The sequence below is a fragment of the Granulibacter bethesdensis CGDNIH1 genome (assembly GCF_000014285.2).
GTDB lineage: Bacteria > Pseudomonadota > Alphaproteobacteria > Acetobacterales > Acetobacteraceae > Granulibacter > Granulibacter bethesdensis.
Genome location: NC_008343.2, coordinates 305,009 through 320,895 on the forward strand (window position 1 = coordinate 305,009; position 15,887 = coordinate 320,895).

The following is a 15,887-nucleotide window of genomic DNA, read 5'->3' on the forward strand; positions in this document are numbered from 1 at the left end:
GTGGTTAAGACTGTTCCGATTGTGTCGGCCGATTAAGCCCCGGAAAGGCATCTCCGGAAGGATCATCGGCCGGTTCCGCATCCAGCGGGGCAAAGCCGGGTCCGTCATCGGGATCACCCGGTATTTCATCCAGAGAATCGAACCGGTCGCCATGTCCGCCACCCAGCATGGGGGAGGCGGTCATCATACCCGGATCGGCATGGGTTTCGCGTGTCAGCCCGTAGACATCAACAGTGCTGTCGATCACCGTTCCCAACCTCGCCCCGGGAAAAGCGTTCAGAATGGCACGGACGACAGGATGGTTGCTGGCCTGTGCCAGCCGGGATTCGCCTGCGGCCCGGCCTTGTTCTGCCAGAGTCGGTTCTCCGGGGGCCGAGGACAGGGCAATGGTCCAGCGCTGACCATTGGCTTCCCCCAGCAGGGCTGCAAGCTGGGCAGGGAGAGTGTGTGGTACATTGCTCTCAAGCCGTAATTCGATCACCGGCGGGGCGAAACGGACCAGATGAACATTATGCAGCAGATGGGCGTGCAGCATTGCTTCGCGGCGTGACTCTACGAACTGTGCGACCTCCCGGAAACTGTGAAAGACCGGGACGGGAACATCGGGTACGGAGTCAGCCATGGCGTGCGGCTGGCGCGCTGTGGCGGCGCCGCTCCCCCCGGACATGATGCCTCCGGCAATGGCACGAAAGCCTGTGGATGAGGCGGTCGGGGATGATGAAGGTGTGGACGGTGCGACGCCGCCCCCTCCTTGATGCCCCGGCTGTTGAGTGCCCGGTGCGCCGGTCAGGCGCCGTACCAGTTCTGCGGGTGGCGGCAGGTCGGCAACATAACACAGGCGAATCAGCACCATTTCCGCCGCAGCCCGTCGGTCCGGAGCGGCCTCGACCTCGGCAATGCCTTTCAGCAGCATCTGCCAGGCACGGCCGAGCACCGGCATGGCAAGACGATCTGCCAGAGCACTGCCACGCAGCCGTTCGGCTTCTGCCATGCCCGGTGCGGTGCGCAGATGGGGAATGGTTTTCAGGCGGGTCAGCGTATGGATCAGCTCCAGCAGATCCTGAAGCACCATGCCCAGATCGGCCCCCCGTGCATGAGCTGTGTCGGTGACCGCCAGAGCACTGGCTGTGTCGCCTGCCATCAGTGCTTCCAGCAGGTCGAGCACCATGCCGCGATCGGCCAGGCCCAGCATGTCTGCGACCTGTGCCTCGCTGATAGGGATGCCGGGATCGTTCTGGGCGATGGCCTGATCGAGCAGGGACAGGCCATCGCGCACCGATCCATCGGCGGCACGGGCGATCAGAGCGAGGGCCTGCGGGCTGGCGCTGACGCCTTCCTGTTCCAGAATCCGGCTGAAATGCGCGCTGAGCACCTCCGCATCAATACGCCGCAGGTCGAAACGCTGGCAGCGGGACAGGACCGTGACCGGGACTTTCCTCAGCTCTGTCGTGGCGAAGATGAAGGTGACGTGCGGCGGTGGTTCTTCGAGCGTTTTGAGCAGCGCGTTGAAGGCATTGCGTGACAGCATATGCACTTCGTCGATGATGAAAACCTTGGTGCGGGCTTGTAATGGCCGGAACCGGGTGGCCTCGATGATCTCGCGCACGTCATCCACGCCGGTGCGGCTCGCGGCGTCCATCTCCACGACATCGGGATGGCGGTCGGCCAGAATGGCGGTGCAGTTGGGGCATACGCCGCAAGGATCGGCGGTGGGGCCACCCTGACCATCGGCTCCGGTGCAGTTCAGGGCGCGGGCGATGATGCGGGCGGTGGTGGTTTTGCCGACTCCGCGCACGCCGGTCAGCATGAAGGCATGGGCGACGCGGTTCAGCGCAAAAGCATTGCGCAGGGTCCGGACCAGCGCATCCTGACCGATCAGGTCGTCGAAATGGCGGGGACGGTACTGACGTGCCAGCACGCGATAAGGCTGGGTGCCAGCCGCCGTCCTTGCTGGCGGTGTGGCAGGGGCATCGCCGAACAGGCCCGGGCCGGAGGGCTGTTCCGGTTCAGGCAGGGTATCCCGGCAGGGATCGGTATCGGGTGATGATGGATCGACAGGGGTCACACGGAGATCCAGGGAAGCGGGCCGCCATCCTCTGGCGTAACGTTATCCGGGGTGGGAGACCGGACAAACGACCCGGGCGGAAACTCGTTGCGGCTGCTGCCTTCCGGCCCTGACCGGGTTGGCGAGGCGCCCGTCCGCCGCCGATCTCCCACCCCCTTCTTACCCTGATCCGCGCCGGATGGCCAGAGATGACAATGCCGGTGCCGGGAATGGTCTTGACGATACGGTTCCGAACCATTGTTTTCCTGGTCTGCATCCATGCTATGCCGCTTTTACAAAGGCAGACAGAGGCTGCAACGCTGACGGAAGGGGGCAGATTTCATGTCGCAATTGCAGGCCATGGCCGATGTTGTGCTGCATTTGCTGCGGCAATTGATCGGTTTTGCCATGCAGGTGACGGGGGCGTTGGTTGGTTGGCTGGAAAACGGCATGCGGGCGCTGGGGCTGGGGGCGGAGCTGCGTCTGCTCGCGCTGGTCCTGATCGCCGGGCTGCTGCTGGCGGCTTCGCTGCATCTGCGGCGGGGCGTGGTGCGGGTTCTGCTTGTGGTGGCGGCTGCTCTCTTTGCGCTGCGGGTGGCGCTGGTGCTGCTACCCGTGCATCACTGATGCATGATGCAGGCAGATGCATGAGCGCCCCCCTTGCCTCCGGGGGCAATGAGAAGCTAACCCCCGGATAACCGGTGACCAGGGATATTCAGACCATGGCTGTCAAGGATGTGAAGAAGGTCGTTCTCGCCTATTCCGGCGGGTTGGACACCAGCGTGATCCTGCGCTGGCTGCAAACGACGTATAACTGCGAGGTTGTGACCTTTACCGCCGATCTCGGCCAGGGAGAGGAGCTGGAGCCGGCCCGCCGCAAGGCCGAGATGTTCGGCGTGAAGGAAATCTTCGTCGACGATCTACGCGAGACCTTCGTGAAGGATTTCGTGTTCCCGATGTTCCGCGCCAATGCGGTGTATGAGGGGCAGTACCTGCTCGGCACCTCCATCGCCCGCCCGCTGATCGCCCAGCGCCAGATCGAGATCGCCGAACTGACCGGTGCCGATGCGGTGGCGCATGGTGCGACCGGCAAGGGTAATGATCAGGTTCGTTTCGAACTCAGCTATTACGCGCTGAAGCCGGATGTGAAGGTGATCGCCCCCTGGCGTGAATGGGATCTGACCAGCCGCACCAAGCTGCTCGAATTCGCCGAGGCAAACCAGATTCCCATTGCCAAGGACAAGCGTGGCGAGGCCCCGTTCAGCGTCGATGCCAATCTGTTGCACTCCTCATCCGAGGGCAAGCTGCTGGAAGACCCGGCGGAGGAGCCGGATGAGATCGTCTATCAGCGCACGATCAGTCCGGAAGCCGCCCCCGACAAGGCCACCATCATCACCATCGATTTCGAGCATGGTGACCCGGTGGCGATCGACGGCATCCGCCTGTCCCCCGCCACTCTGCTGGCGAAGCTCAATGAGCTGGGCAAGGCTAACGGGATCGGCCGTCTCGATCTGGTGGAAAACCGTTTTGTCGGCATGAAATCTCGTGGCGTCTATGAAACGCCGGGTGGCACCATCCTGCTGGTGGCGCATCGCGGGATCGAGAGCATCACGCTCGACCGTGAAGCGGCCCATCTCAAGGACAGCCTGATGCCGCGCTATGCTGAGCTGATCTATAACGGCTTCTGGTTCAGCCCGGAGCGCCGGATGCTGCAGGCCGCGATTGATGAAAGCCAGAAGAGCGTGACCGGTCGCGTCCGGTTGAAGCTTTACAAGGGCAACACCATCGTGATCGGCCGTGAAAGCCCCAACAGCCTGTATTCCCTGAAGCATGTTACTTTCGAGGACGATCAGGGCGCCTATGATCAGGTCGATGCGCAGGGCTTTATCAAGTTGCAGTCGCTGCGTCTGCGGCTGGCGGCGATAGCGGGCCGTCGCGGCGGCAGCCTGTAAGACTTCAAAGCCGGGCGGGAGAAAGCGGTCATGATCAACCAGATGATCGCCGGCTTCCTGCTCGCTTTCCCCGCTCTGTTCTCGATTATCAACCCGCTGGGGTCGGCCCTGATCTATCAGGAGGTTACGGCCGACCGCTCGGCAGCGGAACGGAGATGGCTGGCCGGGCGGATCGGGCTTTATTCCCTGGTCATGCTGCTGGTTTCGCTGTGGCTCGGCTCCTATGTGCTGGCCTTTTTCGGCGTGTCGCTCGCAGCCCTGCGGATCGCGGGTGGTTTGGTGGTGGCGGTGCGGGCATGGGAGATGCTTTCCGCCCCCGAAGCCCATGAGGAAAGAAAGCAGGAACAGGCGGCCCCCGCCTCCCCCCAATCGGCCCGCCCGCGTGATGCCGGGGTCGCGTTTTTCCCGCTGACCATGCCTTTTACCGTCGGGCCGGGTACGATTTCGGTAGCGGTGGCACTGACCGCCGCACATCCTCCGGGATCACGGGATCAGTTTGCTTTTACCATTGGCAGCAGCCTGGCGGGAGCCGTTATGGCTGTCCTCATCTGGCTCTGTTACCGTTCTGCTGAACGGTTCGTGCGTCTGCTCGGCACGTCCGGGGCTCGGATCGTAGCGCGGATTGCCGCTTTCCTGCTGCTTTGCATCGGCACGCAGATCATTATTGCCGGGGTTGTCGATACGTTGCGGATCGTATTTCCCGGGTAAAAAAAGCGGATGCCGCGGCACCCGCTTTCTTCCTTCCCATACGTCGCCAGATCGTCAGGCCGGGCGATTGGCAATCAGATCTTCCACCACCGAGGGATCGGCCAGGGTTGAGATATCCCCCAGCCCATCGGTTTCATTGCAGGCGATCTTACGCAGAATCCGGCGCATGATCTTGCCGCTGCGGGTTTTCGGCAGTCCGGGTGCCCACTGGATCACATCCGGCGTGGCGATCGGCCCGATCTGCCGCCGGACCCAGTTGATCAGCTCGCTGCGCAGTGTGTCGCTGGGTTCGTACCCGTCCTTCAGGGTGACGAACGCATAGATTCCCTGACCCTTGATGTCGTGCGGAACACCGACCACGGCGGCTTCGGCAACATCGCCATGCGCAACCAGTGCGCTTTCCACCTCGGCCGTGCCGAGACGGTGGCCGGAGACGTTCAGCACATCGTCGATACGCCCGGTGATCCAGAAATAGCCATCTGCATCGCGACGGGCGCCGTCGCCGGTGAAATACAGGCCTTTGTAGGTGGAGAAATAGGTCTGCACGAACCGTTCATGATCGCCATACAGCGTCCTCATCTGGCCCGGCCAGCTATCGGCGATGCAGAGACTGCCTTCGGCTTCGCCCTCCAGCACATTGCCTTCGTTATCGACCAGAACCGCCTTGACGCCGGGGAGTGGCAGGGTGGCACTGCCGGGTTTCTGGGCGATCGCGCCGGGCAGCGGCGTGATCAGATGACCGCCGGTTTCCGTCTGCCACCATGTGTCGATCACCGGGCAGCGTTCTTCGCCGACGACCTCGTAATACCAGCGCCATGCTTCCGGATTGATCGGCTCGCCCACCGTGCCGAGAATGCGCAGGGATTTGCGGGAGGTCTTTTTGACCGGTGCATCGCCTTCCCGCATCAGCGCACGGATTGCGGTCGGCGCGGTGTAGAAGATCGAAACGTTGTATTTGTCGACCACCTGCCAGAAACGGCTGCTGTCCGGGTAGTTCGGCACGCCCTCGAACATCAGCGTGGTCGCGCCATTCGCCAGCGGTCCGTACACGATATAGGTATGGCCGGTGATCCAGCCCACATCCGCGGTGCACCAGTATACTTCGGGGGCGTGGTAGTCGAACACCAGCTCATGCGTGAAGCTGGCCCAGACCATATAGCCGCCGGTGGTATGCAGGACGCCTTTCGGCGTGCCGGTGCTGCCGGAGGTATAGAGAATGAACAGAGGATCTTCGGCGTTCATTTCCTCTGGCGGACAGTCGGGGGAGGCTGCCTCGATCAGGGTTTCGTATCGTTGATCGCGCCCTGCCTGCATGTTGACATCGCCGCCGGTGACGGTGACGACAATCACGTTCCGGATGCAGTCAACCCTGGACAGGGCCTCATCGGCATTGCGCTTCAGCGGCACTTTCCGTCCGCCCCGGCGACCTTCATCGGCGGTGATGAGCAGGCTGGATTCGCTGTCACGGATACGGTCGGCAAGGCTGTCGGGGGAAAAGCCGCCGAACACCACAGCATGCACCGCGCCGATACGGGCGCAGGCCAGCATCGCAATGGCGGCTTCTATCACCATCGGCAGGTAGATCGTAACGCGATCACCTCGCCCGATGCCCATGGATTTCATGACATTCGCCAGACGGCAGACGCGGTCATGCAACTGGCGATAGGTCAGGCTGCCCTGTGTTCCGGGTTCATCGCCTTCCCACAGAATCGCGCTCTGATCGCCGCGCGTTTCCAGATGCTGATCCAGACAGGCGACAGAAGCGTTCAGGCGGCCATCCTCGAACCAGCGGATCGAGACATCACCCTCGAAGGACGTGCTTTTGATCAGGGTCGGTTCCCGGAACCACGGGATGCGCCTGGCTTCTTCGGCCCAGAAAGCATCGGGATCCGTTCCGGCCTGATGAGTCATCAGGCTGTGACGGCGGGCATTCACATGGGCCGAATCCGCAAGAGACGGCTTCACATGAATCAGGGTCGGCTCGGACATTCGTTTCCTCCGGGGCGGCTCGCGTTATCCACGCGCTCGATTGGCTGTATATATCGTGTGATAGGAAACTTTCGAGTGGTTTTTGCACGTCTTCACGCAACAGACGAAAATAAATATTCCTTTCCCTGTCGAATGTGTTGCGCCGCCTTTATTCCATGCCGGATTGAAGCCGTTTTTTGACCAGGGCAATCCACGGCGCATTGGCAGGCGCCTCTTTCAGGGCGCGCTCGAACATGGTGCGGGCTTCCGGTGTGACCTTTCCGGCGATTTCAGAGTCTGCTTCGGCGATCCGGGCGGCAAGGCCCGGTTCGTACCGGACAGCAAGCGCCTTGCGCCACGCGGCGACGGCTTGCGGCATGTGGCCCATCCTGCCTTCCACGGTGCCCAGCAGCAGGAAGCCCTGACGCGCTTCCTCGCTATGCGGGTCAAGCGAATCGATTCGTTCCCGCAGCTTTGCCACCAGATCATTGATATTCCGAGCCTGTCTCTGGGCCTCTGCCATGCGCTGTGCATAGGGGGCGGAGGGAACCCGGGGCTGCCCGGATCGCCAGTAGAGCGCCAGCGCCGCCAACGGGATCAGTATCATACAGCCCAGTATCGGCAGGCGTGCGGCAGAACGTGGAGCAGTATCAATGCTGGCATCGCTGGCCAGCAAACGGCGCTGCACTTCCACCATGGCGGTGGCGTGTTCCGGTGCGCCAATGCGCCCCTCGGCCAGGTCGCGGTCCAATTCCAGCAACTGCGCGCGGTGCAGGGCCATGGCTGCTTCCCGCTGACCGCGCAGCATCACGGTATTTTCCCGCAGTGACCAGCCAAGTGGCGCCACACACACCAACGCCAGAGTAGCGATAAAAAGCCAGATCATGGACGGAGCAACCTGTTCAGCCGGTCTTTTTCATCATCATTCAGCGGGGGAATGGCCGTGGTGCGCTTTCTGCGCGCTGCCAGCACGATGGCGGCCCCGATTCCCAGCGCAAAAACGGGTGACAGCCATAACAGCCATGTCAGCGGGGAAAATGGTGGGCGCAGCCGCACGAATTCGCCGTAACGCGCTTCCATCCAGGCAATGACCTGGGCATCACTGTCCCCGGCGGCCACCCGTTGCCGGACCTTGGCGCGCAGATCCCGGGCCAGATCGGCTTCCGAATCCTCGATGGATTGATTCTGGCAGACCAGACAGCGCAGTTGGGAACCGATCGCTTCGGCGCGATGTTCCTGTGCCGGATCGGGCAGCATCTCCGACGGGCTGCTGACCGCCCATCCATGCCGGACCGGCAGAAGCAGAAACAGGATGGTGCTCAGAGCCAGCCAGCGCATGGCCAGCCGGGGCATGGCCAGCCGGGGCATGGCCAGCCGGGGCATGGCCAGCCGGGGCATGGCCAGCCGGGGCATGGAACGAGACCGAATCATGGATAGGCTTTCAGCAAAGGCTCAATCTGGTCCTTGATAACCTGCTCCGTCAGGGGGCCGGCCCATTTCCAGCGCACGATCCCTTTAGGATCGACGAAGTAGGTTTCCGGCACGCCATAGACACCCCAATCGATGGCGGTACCGCCCGCTGCATCCCTGGCAATCCGTTGGTAGGGATTGCCATCCGCCTTCAGCATGGCAGCGGCTGCTTCAGGCTTGTCTTTGTAGGCAATGCCCCATAACGCGATGCCGCGCTGTTTCAGCGCCATCAACGCAGGTTGCTCGATTTTGCAGGGAACGCACCAGGACGCGAAGAAATTCACCAGCACCGGATGGCCATGCTGCGTGAGGGCAGCCGAGGTAAACCCTTCCGGAGAGGGAGTTTGCGCTGGCAGATCAAAGACCGGAACGGGTTTGCCGATCAGCGGGCTGGGGACGCCGCGCGGATCGAAATGCCCGTCCTCCATACCATGCAGCATGCCGAGAAACGCGGCACCGGCAGCAACGGCCAGCACCAGCGGCACGGAGAGCAGCAACCGGCGTGTCCAGACAGGCCGTGAAGGTGGTGGGGAGGGGATCATGGAATTTGACTCTTCCGGCGCTATCAGGCGTGAACGGCACGGCTGCGGGCAGGGGCACCCACACGTAACCGGCGGTCGGTCAGGGACAGGCATCCACCAATCGCCATGACCAGCGCACCCAGCCATATCCACGGCGCCAGCGGATTGACATGCAGGCGCAGTACGGCAGTGCCATCCCGTTCCTCACCCAGCACGGCATACAGGTCACGCAGGCCGTTGGTCTGGATAGAGGTATCGGTGGTGTTCTGCCGCTGCACCGGATAGGCACGGCGGGACGGGGTCAGCACGGTGACGAGGTGCCCCTGACTGGTCACGGTGATGGTGGCCACCCGGGCGACGTAATTCGGGCCGGGCGCATCGGTGATGCTGTCCAGTGTCCAGCGATAGCCACCGAGTTCGGTGGATTGGCCCGGTTTCACCGCAACAATGGTCTGTTGGGCCATCGACATCGCGGCAATACCGCAGATGGTGATCCCCAGCCCGGCATGGGCGATGGCGGCTCCCCATGCGGATCGCGGCACCCCACCGAGACGGGCGAAACTGGTACGGGGCGGCACACGAAACAGCTTGATCCGCTCGATGATGTCGGCGAAGGAGCCAGTAATCAGCCAGCCTGCACAGCCGAAAGCCAGCGCCGGCAGGAACTGGCGTCCCATAGCCCCCCATAGACCGGCCGCGAGGGCAACCAGCGCCGCCCACCACAGCCGGGACAGGGCAGGCCAGAGCCGGGCGCGTTTCCATGGCAGCATTGGCCCGACCGCCATGGCGATGAAAACGGGAATGGCCAGCGGCATCACGGTAGCGTTGAAGAAGGGCGCCCCCACGCTGATCTGCGCTCCGAACAGTAACTGTGCGAACAGCGGATAGGTCGTGCCGGTGAATACCACGGCTGCAATGGAGCAGAGCAGCACGTTGTTCAGCACCAGCGAGCCTTCACGCGAAATCGGTGCAAAGACGCCGGACACGGACAGAACCGGGGCGCGGAACACGAACAGAAGCAGCGCAGAGCCGATCACCAGTGCCAGCAGGCCCAGAATGAACACGCCGCGGGCCGGATCATTGGCGAAGGAATGGACGGAATTCAGGATACCCGACCGCACGAGGAACGTGCCTGACAGGGAAAGCGAAAACGTCGCGATGGCCAGCAGAACGGTCCAGATTTTCAGCGCCTCGCGCTTTTCCACGACGATGGCTGAATGCACCAGCGCGGTTCCGGTCAGCCATGGCAGCAGGGAGGCGTTCTCGACCGGATCCCAGAACCAGAAGCCGCCCCAGCCGAGTTCATAATACGCCCACCATGATCCCAGTGCGATGCCGCAGGTCAGGAACGCCCAAGAAACCAGCGCCCATGGACGCACCCAGCGCCCCCAGGAGGCATCGATCCGCCCTTCCAGCAGGGCCGCCACCGCGAAAGCGAACGGGATCGCGAAGCCGACATAGCCGGTGTAGAGAATAGGCGGATGAATCGCGAGGCCGGGATCTTCCAGCAGCGGGTTCATGCCGCTGCCTTCCATCGGTGCAGGCCATATCCGTACGAACGGATTGCTTTCGATCAGGCTGAACAGCAGAAACCCGACCGAGGACGCCCCCAGCACACCGATAACCCGTGCCCGCAGGGCGGAAGGCAGGTTGCGCCCGAACGCTGCCACCGCGCCGCCGCAAAGCGCGAGGATCAGGCACCATAGCAGGATGGAGCCTTCATGATTTCCCCATGTGCCGCTGATCCGGTACAGCAGCGGCTTGGCGGACTGGCTGTTCTGGGCCACGTTCAGCACGGTGAAATCATTGACCACGCTGGCCCACATCAGGGCCCCGAACGAGGTGATCAGGGCCATCATCTGCCCGAGCGCGAGGGCCGGTGCCGCTGCCATCAGCCTTGCATCACGGCGCTGTGCACCCCAGAGCGCGAGAATGGCCTGCGCGGCGGCAAAGGCGCAGGCCAGTGCCAGCGCGAAATGGCCCAGTTCAGGAATCATGGATCAGCCGCCTGTCCTGTTTTTCTGAAGATCGGCGGTCGAGGCCGGGTTCATCCTGTACCATGTGCTGGCGGCTGGCGGCGGACCGGAAGCCGGGTTCCAGCGGCCGCTTTTTTTCAGGGCCTCGGCCACGTCTTTCGGCATATAGGTTTCGTCGTGCTTGGCCAGCACTTCGGAGGCATGGAAGCTGCCATCCGGCTCGACGGTTCCCAGCGCGACCACGCCTTGTCCTTCGCGGAACAGGTCGGGGAGAATCCCTGTAAAGGTTACCGGAACCGAGGCCTTGCCATCCGTCACCACGAATTTGGCGGCGGGCTGGCCGTTTTCGACCTCACGATGCACGCTGCCTGCCTGCACGAGACCGCCGAGACGAATGGTCCGTCCCGCCGCGACATGGTTGTTTGCGAAATCCGACGGGGCCATGAAGAACACCAGATTATCGCTGAACGCGAACAGGGTCAGCGCGGTGGCGGAGCCGAGGCCGATGCCGCAGGCCAGCAGGATATACAGACGGCGGCGTTTGCGGGTCATGATCAAAATTTCCTGAAGCCTGTTCCGCATGCAGGGGGAAACTCATGCGGGAGACGGATGCGTGTCACTGGATGCAGGCCACTACGTATTCTGGCCCCTGCGTCGGCCTGCACGTAGCCCCGTTTCGAGCGCTGCCAGTTTTTTTCGGGCAGAGGCAAGCCGTGTCGCCGTCATCAATCCCATGATCAGTGGCAGGCCCAGCGCAATTGTATAGGCCGCGATGATGAAAGACGCATGGGTCATGGAATGTTCCCTTGCTCGGCCCGGGCGGCATTGGCCAGCAGCAGGGCGCGGATGCGCCGTTCCATGACCGCCGCCCTGATACGGGTAAGCACCAGAGCAATGAAGATCAGGGTAAAGCCGATGGCGGACCAGAGCAGCGGCCATAGCATCTCGGTGGACATGGTGGGGGCACCGGTCAGGCTGATGCTGGCGGTCTGATGCAGCGTGTTCCACCAATCAACGCTGAATTTGATGATCGGCAGGTTGACCACCCCGACCAGCGCCAGAATGGCGCCTGCGCGGTAGCCGCGTTGCGGATCGTCGAAAGCCCGTACCAGCGCGATATGGCCCAGATAGAGAAAAAACAGCACCAGAACCGATGTCAGGCGTGCATCCCATACCCACCATGCCCCCCACATCGGCTTGCCCCATAAACTTCCGGTGGCAAGGCAGATAGCGGTGAACATGGCTCCTACCGGGCTGATCTCCGTTGCAGCAAGATCAGCCAGAGGATGCCGCCAGATCAGAGAGGCGGCGGAGGCGGCGGCCAGCGATGCATAGCCCATGGAGCCGAGCCAGGCGGCAGGCACATGGATATACATGATGCGCACGGTATCACCCTGCTGCCAGTCGGCGGGGGCATAGAACAGTCCCCAGACCAGTGCGAAGGCGGTGATAAGGATTCCTGCCACTGCCACTGGCGGGACGATTTTTCCGGCGATGCGCAGGAACCGGCCCGGATTGGCAAAACGATGCAGGTTGGGTTTCGCACGCATCTCCCCACCCGATCCGGGCATGGCGCGGCCTGAAGGATTTTTCCCCGCCGCGCCTTCCGGCAGCGCGTTCTGGTGAGTATCCTGATCTGATAAAGCTGACGTTTCCACGGCTCCATCATACCCTGCCATGCGTTCCGTTTGAAGCGCCTGCTTGTTACCTTAATTTTAAGTGCCTGCTGGCTTTGAAAACGAAAGTGGAAAGTCATGTTGTTCGCAGTCATCTGCACGGATCGTGAAGGCGGTCTTGAGCTTCGCAAGCAAACCCGCCCGGCCCATCTGGAATATCTGCGGGATCACGAATCGCGTCTGGTGCAGGTCGGACCGGTTCTGAATGCGGCAGGGGAGCCGGAAGGCAGTCTGTTGATCATCGATGCCACCAGTCTTGAGGAAGCCCAGGCTTTCGCGGCGGGTGATCCTTATGCGCAGGCCGGGTTGTTTGCCTCTGTCACGGTCCGTGCCTATCGTCAGGTGTTCAAGGACGGTCAGTTCGTCGGATGACCGCATACTGGCTGGTGAAATCGGAGCCGGATGCCTTCAGCTGGGATCAGCAGGTGGCGCATGGTGTGGAGCCATGGACCGGGGTGCGCAACCATGCCGCCAAGCGCAATCTGGCGACGATGCGGGTGGGCGATCTGGCGTTTTTCTACCATTCCAATATTGGCCGGGAGATCGTGGGCGTGGTGCAAGTGGTCCGGGAAGCCTATCCGGATCCCACTGTCGAGGCGGATGAGCTGAGCCGGGATGGCAGCAATCCCTGGCTCTGTGTCGATATGCGTGCCGTCGGGAAAATGCCCTCTCCGGTGACGCTCGCCATGATCAAGGCGGAGCCGGGCCTGGCCGATCTGGCACTGGTGCGGCAATCCCGTCTGTCCGTATCGTCCGTTTCACCGCAACACTGGGCGATCCTGTGCCGGATGGGGGGCCAGATGGATGGCTGGAAAGGTGCGGAAGGCTGACGATGACAGTCAGTTGCGCACTTCGTTTTCTGTGCCATGTGCAGGATCTGTCCGATCCCGGAGCCAAAGGGTTTCCTCCTGCGCCGGGTGGATTTTTTGGTCTGTTCGCCATCCGTCGGGGGGATAATGTCCGGGTTTACGTCAATGCCTGCCCGCATATCGGTGTCCCGCTGGAATGGGCGCCGGATCGCTTCCTGTCTTCGGACGGGCAGCATATTGTCTGCGGCACGCATGGCGCTCTGTTCGATCTGCTGAGCGGAGCGTGTCAGGCTGGCCCATGTAAGGGTGATCATCTGACCATGGTGCCGGTCACGATCGAGAATGGCGCGGTCTATGTGGCTGCGGATGCCGGGCTGTAGAGTCCGGCTGCTATGATGAAGGAACAAGGGAGCCACGTTATGGCCGGAACCGACCAAAAACCCGTACCGGACAGGGACGGTCACAAGGAAACAGTGACTCCCATTGATCCGGCAACCATCGCTGATACGGCTCAGCCGGTGGAGCATGGCGGCCCGAAAGGACCGGAACCAACCCGTTTCGGTGACTGGGAACGTAACGGGCGCTGCATTGATTTCTGACGGGAATGGCTGATGGACGATGCGGCGAAGGTTTAGTTTTTGGGACGATTTGCCGCGCTGCGCGCATTCAGACCGATAATGGCGATCGCCGCCAGCAGTGAGGTCAGCGCAAGACGCAACCCCCATTGCCCGGCCATGAAGCCGATAATCGGCGGCCCGCACAGCCCGCCCGCATAACCGAGTGTTGCCACAGTGGCGACACCGGCATTGCCGCCCCGTCGTCCCGATGCGGCGAACAGGATCGGCACCACATTCGCCATCCCTATCCCCAGCAATGCGAATCCGGCCATGGAAACCAGTGGCTGACGGGTGGCAAGCGCGGTCGCCAGCCCGATGGCGGCGATCAGTGCAGACAGCGCACAGGTCCGTACCGGGCCTAACCGGGTGATGATCCCGTCTCCCACCAGCCGCATCATTGCCATCATCAGCGAGAAAGAGGCAAATCCGCCGCCGCTCAGTGCCATGCCTTCTTTCGACAGGGTGCTCATATAAACGGCTGACCAGTCCATCATGCCGCCTTCCACCATAAAGGCCAGAAAGCAGAGGCATCCCAGATAGATCAGCGGTGGCGTCCATCCTTTTTCGGCGGGTGCTTCCCTGTGTTGCGAAGGAGTGCCCTCCACCGGACGGTTGATCAGCAACGCGGCCAGAAACACCAGCATCAGCATGGCTGCGGACAGACCCATGGCTAATTCCGCGCTCCATCCCCATGCAAACAGGAGGCTGGTAAAGGCGGAACCAGCCATACCGCCCAAACTCCATCCTGCATGGAAGGAGGACATCATGGCGCGACCTCCTTCCCGTTCCAGCCGGGCCGCTTCACCATTCATGGCGATATCGGTGGCTCCATGCGTGCCGCCGATCAGAAACAGCGCTCCGGCAAGGGCGGGCATGGCCCAGTCTCCGCAAAGGCGGGAGAAGGGTGGCAAAAGCACGGAGAGGGCAAAAGCCGGCCCGCTCCAACTGGACAGGCATGCGGTTCCGTAACGGGCGGCGAGACGTCCCGCCAGCGGCATAGAGACCAATGCGCCAACGGCCATGGCCAGCAGGGCAAAGCCCAGCGCCCTGTCACTGAGACCGGCATCACGCTGTACATGAGCGACGCTGGCAGACCATGTGCCGATCCCGGCGCCGCATCCGACGAAAAGCAGGGCCGTGCCGATCCGTGCACGATGGAATGATCTGATCAGGAGTCTGTCCCCCCGCTGGCCAGCGTTTCGACTGTGCTCCCCAGCGTTTCGGGGTCTCCCTCGACCCGCACCAGCTTGTCGCGTGCGGTCAGACCCTGAAGCAGGGTGATGCGGGAGGCAGGCACGCGCAGGGCTTTGGCCAGCATGTCCCGCACCGCTTCGTTCGCCTGTCCTTTATCGGCAGGGGCACTGACGGAGATTTTCAGCCGCGGTTTGCCATCAGCCCCGGGAACAGTGCCTCCCAGCCCGATTTTGCGGGCTTTCGGTACGACACGCAGGGCAAGGGTGATGCCGTTTTCGACACTGCGCCAGATGCTCATCGCCAGATGCCCGTGGATGGCATTATTGCAGCAATGCGTTCCACTGTCCGAATGCGATAGCAATATACAGCTTGCCCAGCATCGGCCGGACCAGCAGTTGCAGCACCAGCAGCACGATCAGCGGGCTGAGGTCGATCGCACCCATATTGGGCAGAATACTGCGCACCGGGCGCAGAACCGGTTCGGTCACGCGATACAGGAAATCGGCGATCGACCAGACCAGTCGGTTGCGGCTGTCCAGCACGCCGAACGACATCAGCGTCGAGATGATCGCCGATAGAATCAGCGCATAGATATAAAGCTGGATCAACGTATCCAGCAGATTGAAAGCGATCGTGAGCACGCGAAGCGTCTCCGTCAAACATCAGGTGACAGTAGGTCTGGTCGTTTGGTCTAGCCGTGCCGGCTTGGGAACCGCAAGCATGTTGCCCCTTCTGCCTTGCAAATCAGGGGGGAGGGTGCGATGCAGATTCCTCTCCACTATCAGCTTGACTTCGGCGCGCGCGCGCGGCATTACGCGCCGCCTACGCTGTAACGCAGTGCAGGAGACGACGCGGAGCGGGGCTGTAGCTCAGTTGGGAGAGCGCCTCGTTCGCAATGAGGAGGTCAGGGGTTCGATTCCCCTCAGCTCCACCACGCTTCGCGGGTCGTTCT

The 15,887-nt window shown here is 62.3% G+C and carries 19 protein-coding genes, 1 tRNA gene and 1 other RNA gene; 8 read left to right on the forward strand and 13 right to left on the reverse strand.

The genetic code is table 11. The features are described from left to right. Nucleotides 1–4 precede the first annotated feature (4 nt). The gene (locus tag GBCGDNIH1_RS13680; protein WP_011630969.1) at nucleotides 5–2,065 is read right to left on the reverse strand and encodes a DNA polymerase III subunit gamma/tau; all 2,061 of its coding nucleotides are present in this window, start codon (nucleotides 2,063–2,065) and stop codon (nucleotides 5–7) included. Nucleotides 2,066–2,116: 51 nt separating this feature from the next. Then, an RNA gene (gene ffs, locus GBCGDNIH1_RS13685) (signal recognition particle sRNA small type) lies at nucleotides 2,117–2,214 on the reverse strand. 172 nt (nucleotides 2,215–2,386) lie between these two features. Here ffs and GBCGDNIH1_RS13690 point away from each other — a divergent pair. The 3 genes from GBCGDNIH1_RS13690 (at nucleotide 2,387) to GBCGDNIH1_RS13700 (ending at nucleotide 4,704) form a co-directional block, all read left to right on the forward strand. Further along, nucleotides 2,387–2,671, forward strand: coding sequence for a hypothetical protein (locus tag GBCGDNIH1_RS13690; RefSeq protein WP_025318083.1), 285 nt, complete (start codon nucleotides 2,387–2,389; stop codon nucleotides 2,669–2,671). Between the two features lie 95 nt (nucleotides 2,672–2,766). Then, entirely contained in the window at nucleotides 2,767–3,996 is a 1,230-nt protein-coding gene (locus GBCGDNIH1_RS13695) for an argininosuccinate synthase (protein ID WP_025319514.1), read from the forward strand. Nucleotides 3,997–4,026: 30 nt separating this feature from the next. Continuing rightward, nucleotides 4,027–4,704, forward strand: a complete 678-nt coding sequence (locus tag GBCGDNIH1_RS13700) for a MarC family protein (RefSeq protein WP_011630972.1) — start codon at nucleotides 4,027–4,029, stop codon at nucleotides 4,702–4,704. Between the two features lie 54 nt (nucleotides 4,705–4,758). On the opposite strand, the gene acs is transcribed toward GBCGDNIH1_RS13700, so the two are convergent. The 8 genes from acs to GBCGDNIH1_RS13735 form a co-directional block, all read right to left on the reverse strand. After that, on the reverse strand, nucleotides 4,759–6,693 hold the full coding sequence (gene acs, locus GBCGDNIH1_RS13705; protein WP_011630973.1) for an acetate--CoA ligase: 1,935 nt from the start codon (nucleotides 6,691–6,693) through the stop codon (nucleotides 4,759–4,761). A 148-nt stretch (nucleotides 6,694–6,841) separates the two neighbouring features. Continuing rightward, nucleotides 6,842–7,558, reverse strand: a complete 717-nt coding sequence (ccmI, locus tag GBCGDNIH1_RS13710) for a c-type cytochrome biogenesis protein CcmI (protein WP_011630974.1) — start codon at nucleotides 7,556–7,558, stop codon at nucleotides 6,842–6,844. Then, complete coding sequence (locus GBCGDNIH1_RS13715) at nucleotides 7,555–8,103, reverse strand: cytochrome c-type biogenesis protein (protein WP_011630975.1); 549 nt, start codon at nucleotides 8,101–8,103, stop codon at nucleotides 7,555–7,557. Before GBCGDNIH1_RS13715 ends, ccmI begins: the two co-directional genes overlap by 4 nt. Beyond that, a complete protein-coding gene (locus tag GBCGDNIH1_RS13720; protein ID WP_011630976.1) occupies nucleotides 8,100–8,684 on the reverse strand; it encodes a DsbE family thiol:disulfide interchange protein in 585 nt (194 codons plus the stop codon). Before GBCGDNIH1_RS13720 ends, GBCGDNIH1_RS13715 begins: the two co-directional genes overlap by 4 nt. Nucleotides 8,685–8,707: 23 nt before the next feature. Beyond that, nucleotides 8,708–10,660, reverse strand: a complete 1,953-nt coding sequence (locus GBCGDNIH1_RS13725) for a heme lyase CcmF/NrfE family subunit (RefSeq protein ID WP_011630977.1) — start codon at nucleotides 10,658–10,660, stop codon at nucleotides 8,708–8,710. A gap of 3 nt (nucleotides 10,661–10,663) precedes the next feature. Beyond that, nucleotides 10,664–11,191: a cytochrome c maturation protein CcmE gene (gene ccmE, locus GBCGDNIH1_RS13730; protein WP_025318088.1), complete on the reverse strand. Its 528-nt coding sequence runs from the start codon at nucleotides 11,189–11,191 to the stop codon at nucleotides 10,664–10,666. Nucleotides 11,192–11,272: 81 nt separating this feature from the next. Continuing rightward, entirely contained in the window at nucleotides 11,273–11,434 is a 162-nt protein-coding gene (locus GBCGDNIH1_RS24730) for a hypothetical protein (protein WP_157691959.1), read from the reverse strand. Continuing rightward, nucleotides 11,431–12,210 carry a heme ABC transporter permease gene (locus GBCGDNIH1_RS13735; RefSeq protein ID WP_157692047.1) on the reverse strand — a complete coding sequence of 260 codons (780 nt, stop codon included), beginning with the start codon at nucleotides 12,208–12,210 and terminating at the stop codon, nucleotides 11,431–11,433. The genes GBCGDNIH1_RS24730 and GBCGDNIH1_RS13735 overlap by 4 nt, the downstream gene beginning before the upstream one ends. Nucleotides 12,211–12,393: 183 nt before the next feature. Here GBCGDNIH1_RS13735 and GBCGDNIH1_RS13740 point away from each other — a divergent pair, with 183 nt between their 5' ends. Genes GBCGDNIH1_RS13740 through GBCGDNIH1_RS13755 form a run of 4 tightly spaced genes read left to right on the forward strand, consistent with a single transcriptional unit; the run spans nucleotide 12,394 to nucleotide 13,723 of the window. Then, the gene (locus GBCGDNIH1_RS13740) at nucleotides 12,394–12,687 is read left to right on the forward strand and encodes a YciI family protein (RefSeq protein ID WP_011630980.1); all 294 of its coding nucleotides are present in this window, start codon (nucleotides 12,394–12,396) and stop codon (nucleotides 12,685–12,687) included. Continuing rightward, nucleotides 12,684–13,145, forward strand: coding sequence for an EVE domain-containing protein (locus tag GBCGDNIH1_RS13745; RefSeq protein ID WP_011630981.1), 462 nt, complete (start codon nucleotides 12,684–12,686; stop codon nucleotides 13,143–13,145). Before GBCGDNIH1_RS13740 ends, GBCGDNIH1_RS13745 begins: the two co-directional genes overlap by 4 nt. Before the next feature lie 2 nt (nucleotides 13,146–13,147). After that, nucleotides 13,148–13,504, forward strand: coding sequence for a Rieske (2Fe-2S) protein (locus tag GBCGDNIH1_RS13750; protein WP_011630982.1), 357 nt, complete (start codon nucleotides 13,148–13,150; stop codon nucleotides 13,502–13,504). 39 nt (nucleotides 13,505–13,543) lie between these two features. Beyond that, nucleotides 13,544–13,723: a DUF1674 domain-containing protein gene (locus GBCGDNIH1_RS13755; protein ID WP_050748377.1), complete on the forward strand. Its 180-nt coding sequence runs from the start codon at nucleotides 13,544–13,546 to the stop codon at nucleotides 13,721–13,723. Between the two features lie 32 nt (nucleotides 13,724–13,755). Here GBCGDNIH1_RS13755 and GBCGDNIH1_RS13760 read toward each other — a convergent pair whose 3' ends face one another. Genes GBCGDNIH1_RS13760 through GBCGDNIH1_RS13770 form a run of 3 tightly spaced genes read right to left on the reverse strand, consistent with a single transcriptional unit; the run spans nucleotide 13,756 to nucleotide 15,576 of the window. Beyond that, complete coding sequence (locus GBCGDNIH1_RS13760; RefSeq protein ID WP_080504474.1) at nucleotides 13,756–14,913, reverse strand: MFS transporter; 1,158 nt, start codon at nucleotides 14,911–14,913, stop codon at nucleotides 13,756–13,758. Next, entirely contained in the window at nucleotides 14,910–15,233 is a 324-nt protein-coding gene (locus GBCGDNIH1_RS13765) for a DUF167 family protein (protein WP_011630985.1), read from the reverse strand. Before GBCGDNIH1_RS13765 ends, GBCGDNIH1_RS13760 begins: the two co-directional genes overlap by 4 nt. Before the next feature lie 22 nt (nucleotides 15,234–15,255). After that, complete coding sequence (locus tag GBCGDNIH1_RS13770) at nucleotides 15,256–15,576, reverse strand: YggT family protein (protein WP_025285847.1); 321 nt, start codon at nucleotides 15,574–15,576, stop codon at nucleotides 15,256–15,258. Between the two features lie 217 nt (nucleotides 15,577–15,793). On the opposite strand from GBCGDNIH1_RS13770, the gene GBCGDNIH1_RS13775 reads away from it, so the two are divergent. Continuing rightward, nucleotides 15,794–15,869 (forward strand) — tRNA-Ala (locus GBCGDNIH1_RS13775). Nucleotides 15,870–15,887 lie beyond the last annotated feature (18 nt).

Coding starts and splice junctions, on each gene's coding strand:
- GBCGDNIH1_RS13740 (WP_011630980.1), top strand. CDS start 12,394: ATGTTGTTCGCAGTCATCTGCACGGATCGTGAAGGCGGTCTTGAGCTT.
- GBCGDNIH1_RS13690 (WP_025318083.1), top strand. CDS start 2,387: ATGTCGCAATTGCAGGCCATGGCCGATGTTGTGCTGCATTTGCTGCGG.
- GBCGDNIH1_RS13700 (WP_011630972.1), top strand. CDS start 4,027: ATGATCAACCAGATGATCGCCGGCTTCCTGCTCGCTTTCCCCGCTCTG.
- GBCGDNIH1_RS13720 (WP_011630976.1), bottom strand. CDS start 8,684: ATGATCCCCTCCCCACCACCTTCACGGCCTGTCTGGACACGCCGGTTG.
- GBCGDNIH1_RS24730 (WP_157691959.1), bottom strand. CDS start 11,434: ATGACCCATGCGTCTTTCATCATCGCGGCCTATACAATTGCGCTGGGC.
- GBCGDNIH1_RS13755 (WP_050748377.1), top strand. CDS start 13,544: ATGGCCGGAACCGACCAAAAACCCGTACCGGACAGGGACGGTCACAAG.
- GBCGDNIH1_RS13735 (WP_157692047.1), bottom strand. CDS start 12,210: ATGCCCGGATCGGGTGGGGAGATGCGTGCGAAACCCAACCTGCATCGT.
- acs (WP_011630973.1), bottom strand. CDS start 6,693: ATGTCCGAGCCGACCCTGATTCATGTGAAGCCGTCTCTTGCGGATTCG.
- GBCGDNIH1_RS13765 (WP_011630985.1), bottom strand. CDS start 15,233: ATGAGCATCTGGCGCAGTGTCGAAAACGGCATCACCCTTGCCCTGCGT.
- GBCGDNIH1_RS13745 (WP_011630981.1), top strand. CDS start 12,684: ATGACCGCATACTGGCTGGTGAAATCGGAGCCGGATGCCTTCAGCTGG.
- GBCGDNIH1_RS13715 (WP_011630975.1), bottom strand. CDS start 8,103: ATGATTCGGTCTCGTTCCATGCCCCGGCTGGCCATGCCCCGGCTGGCC.
- GBCGDNIH1_RS13750 (WP_011630982.1), top strand. CDS start 13,148: ATGACAGTCAGTTGCGCACTTCGTTTTCTGTGCCATGTGCAGGATCTG.
- ccmE (WP_025318088.1), bottom strand. CDS start 11,191: ATGACCCGCAAACGCCGCCGTCTGTATATCCTGCTGGCCTGCGGCATC.
- ccmI (WP_011630974.1), bottom strand. CDS start 7,558: ATGATCTGGCTTTTTATCGCTACTCTGGCGTTGGTGTGTGTGGCGCCA.
- GBCGDNIH1_RS13695 (WP_025319514.1), top strand. CDS start 2,767: ATGGCTGTCAAGGATGTGAAGAAGGTCGTTCTCGCCTATTCCGGCGGG.
- GBCGDNIH1_RS13725 (WP_011630977.1), bottom strand. CDS start 10,660: ATGATTCCTGAACTGGGCCATTTCGCGCTGGCACTGGCCTGCGCCTTT.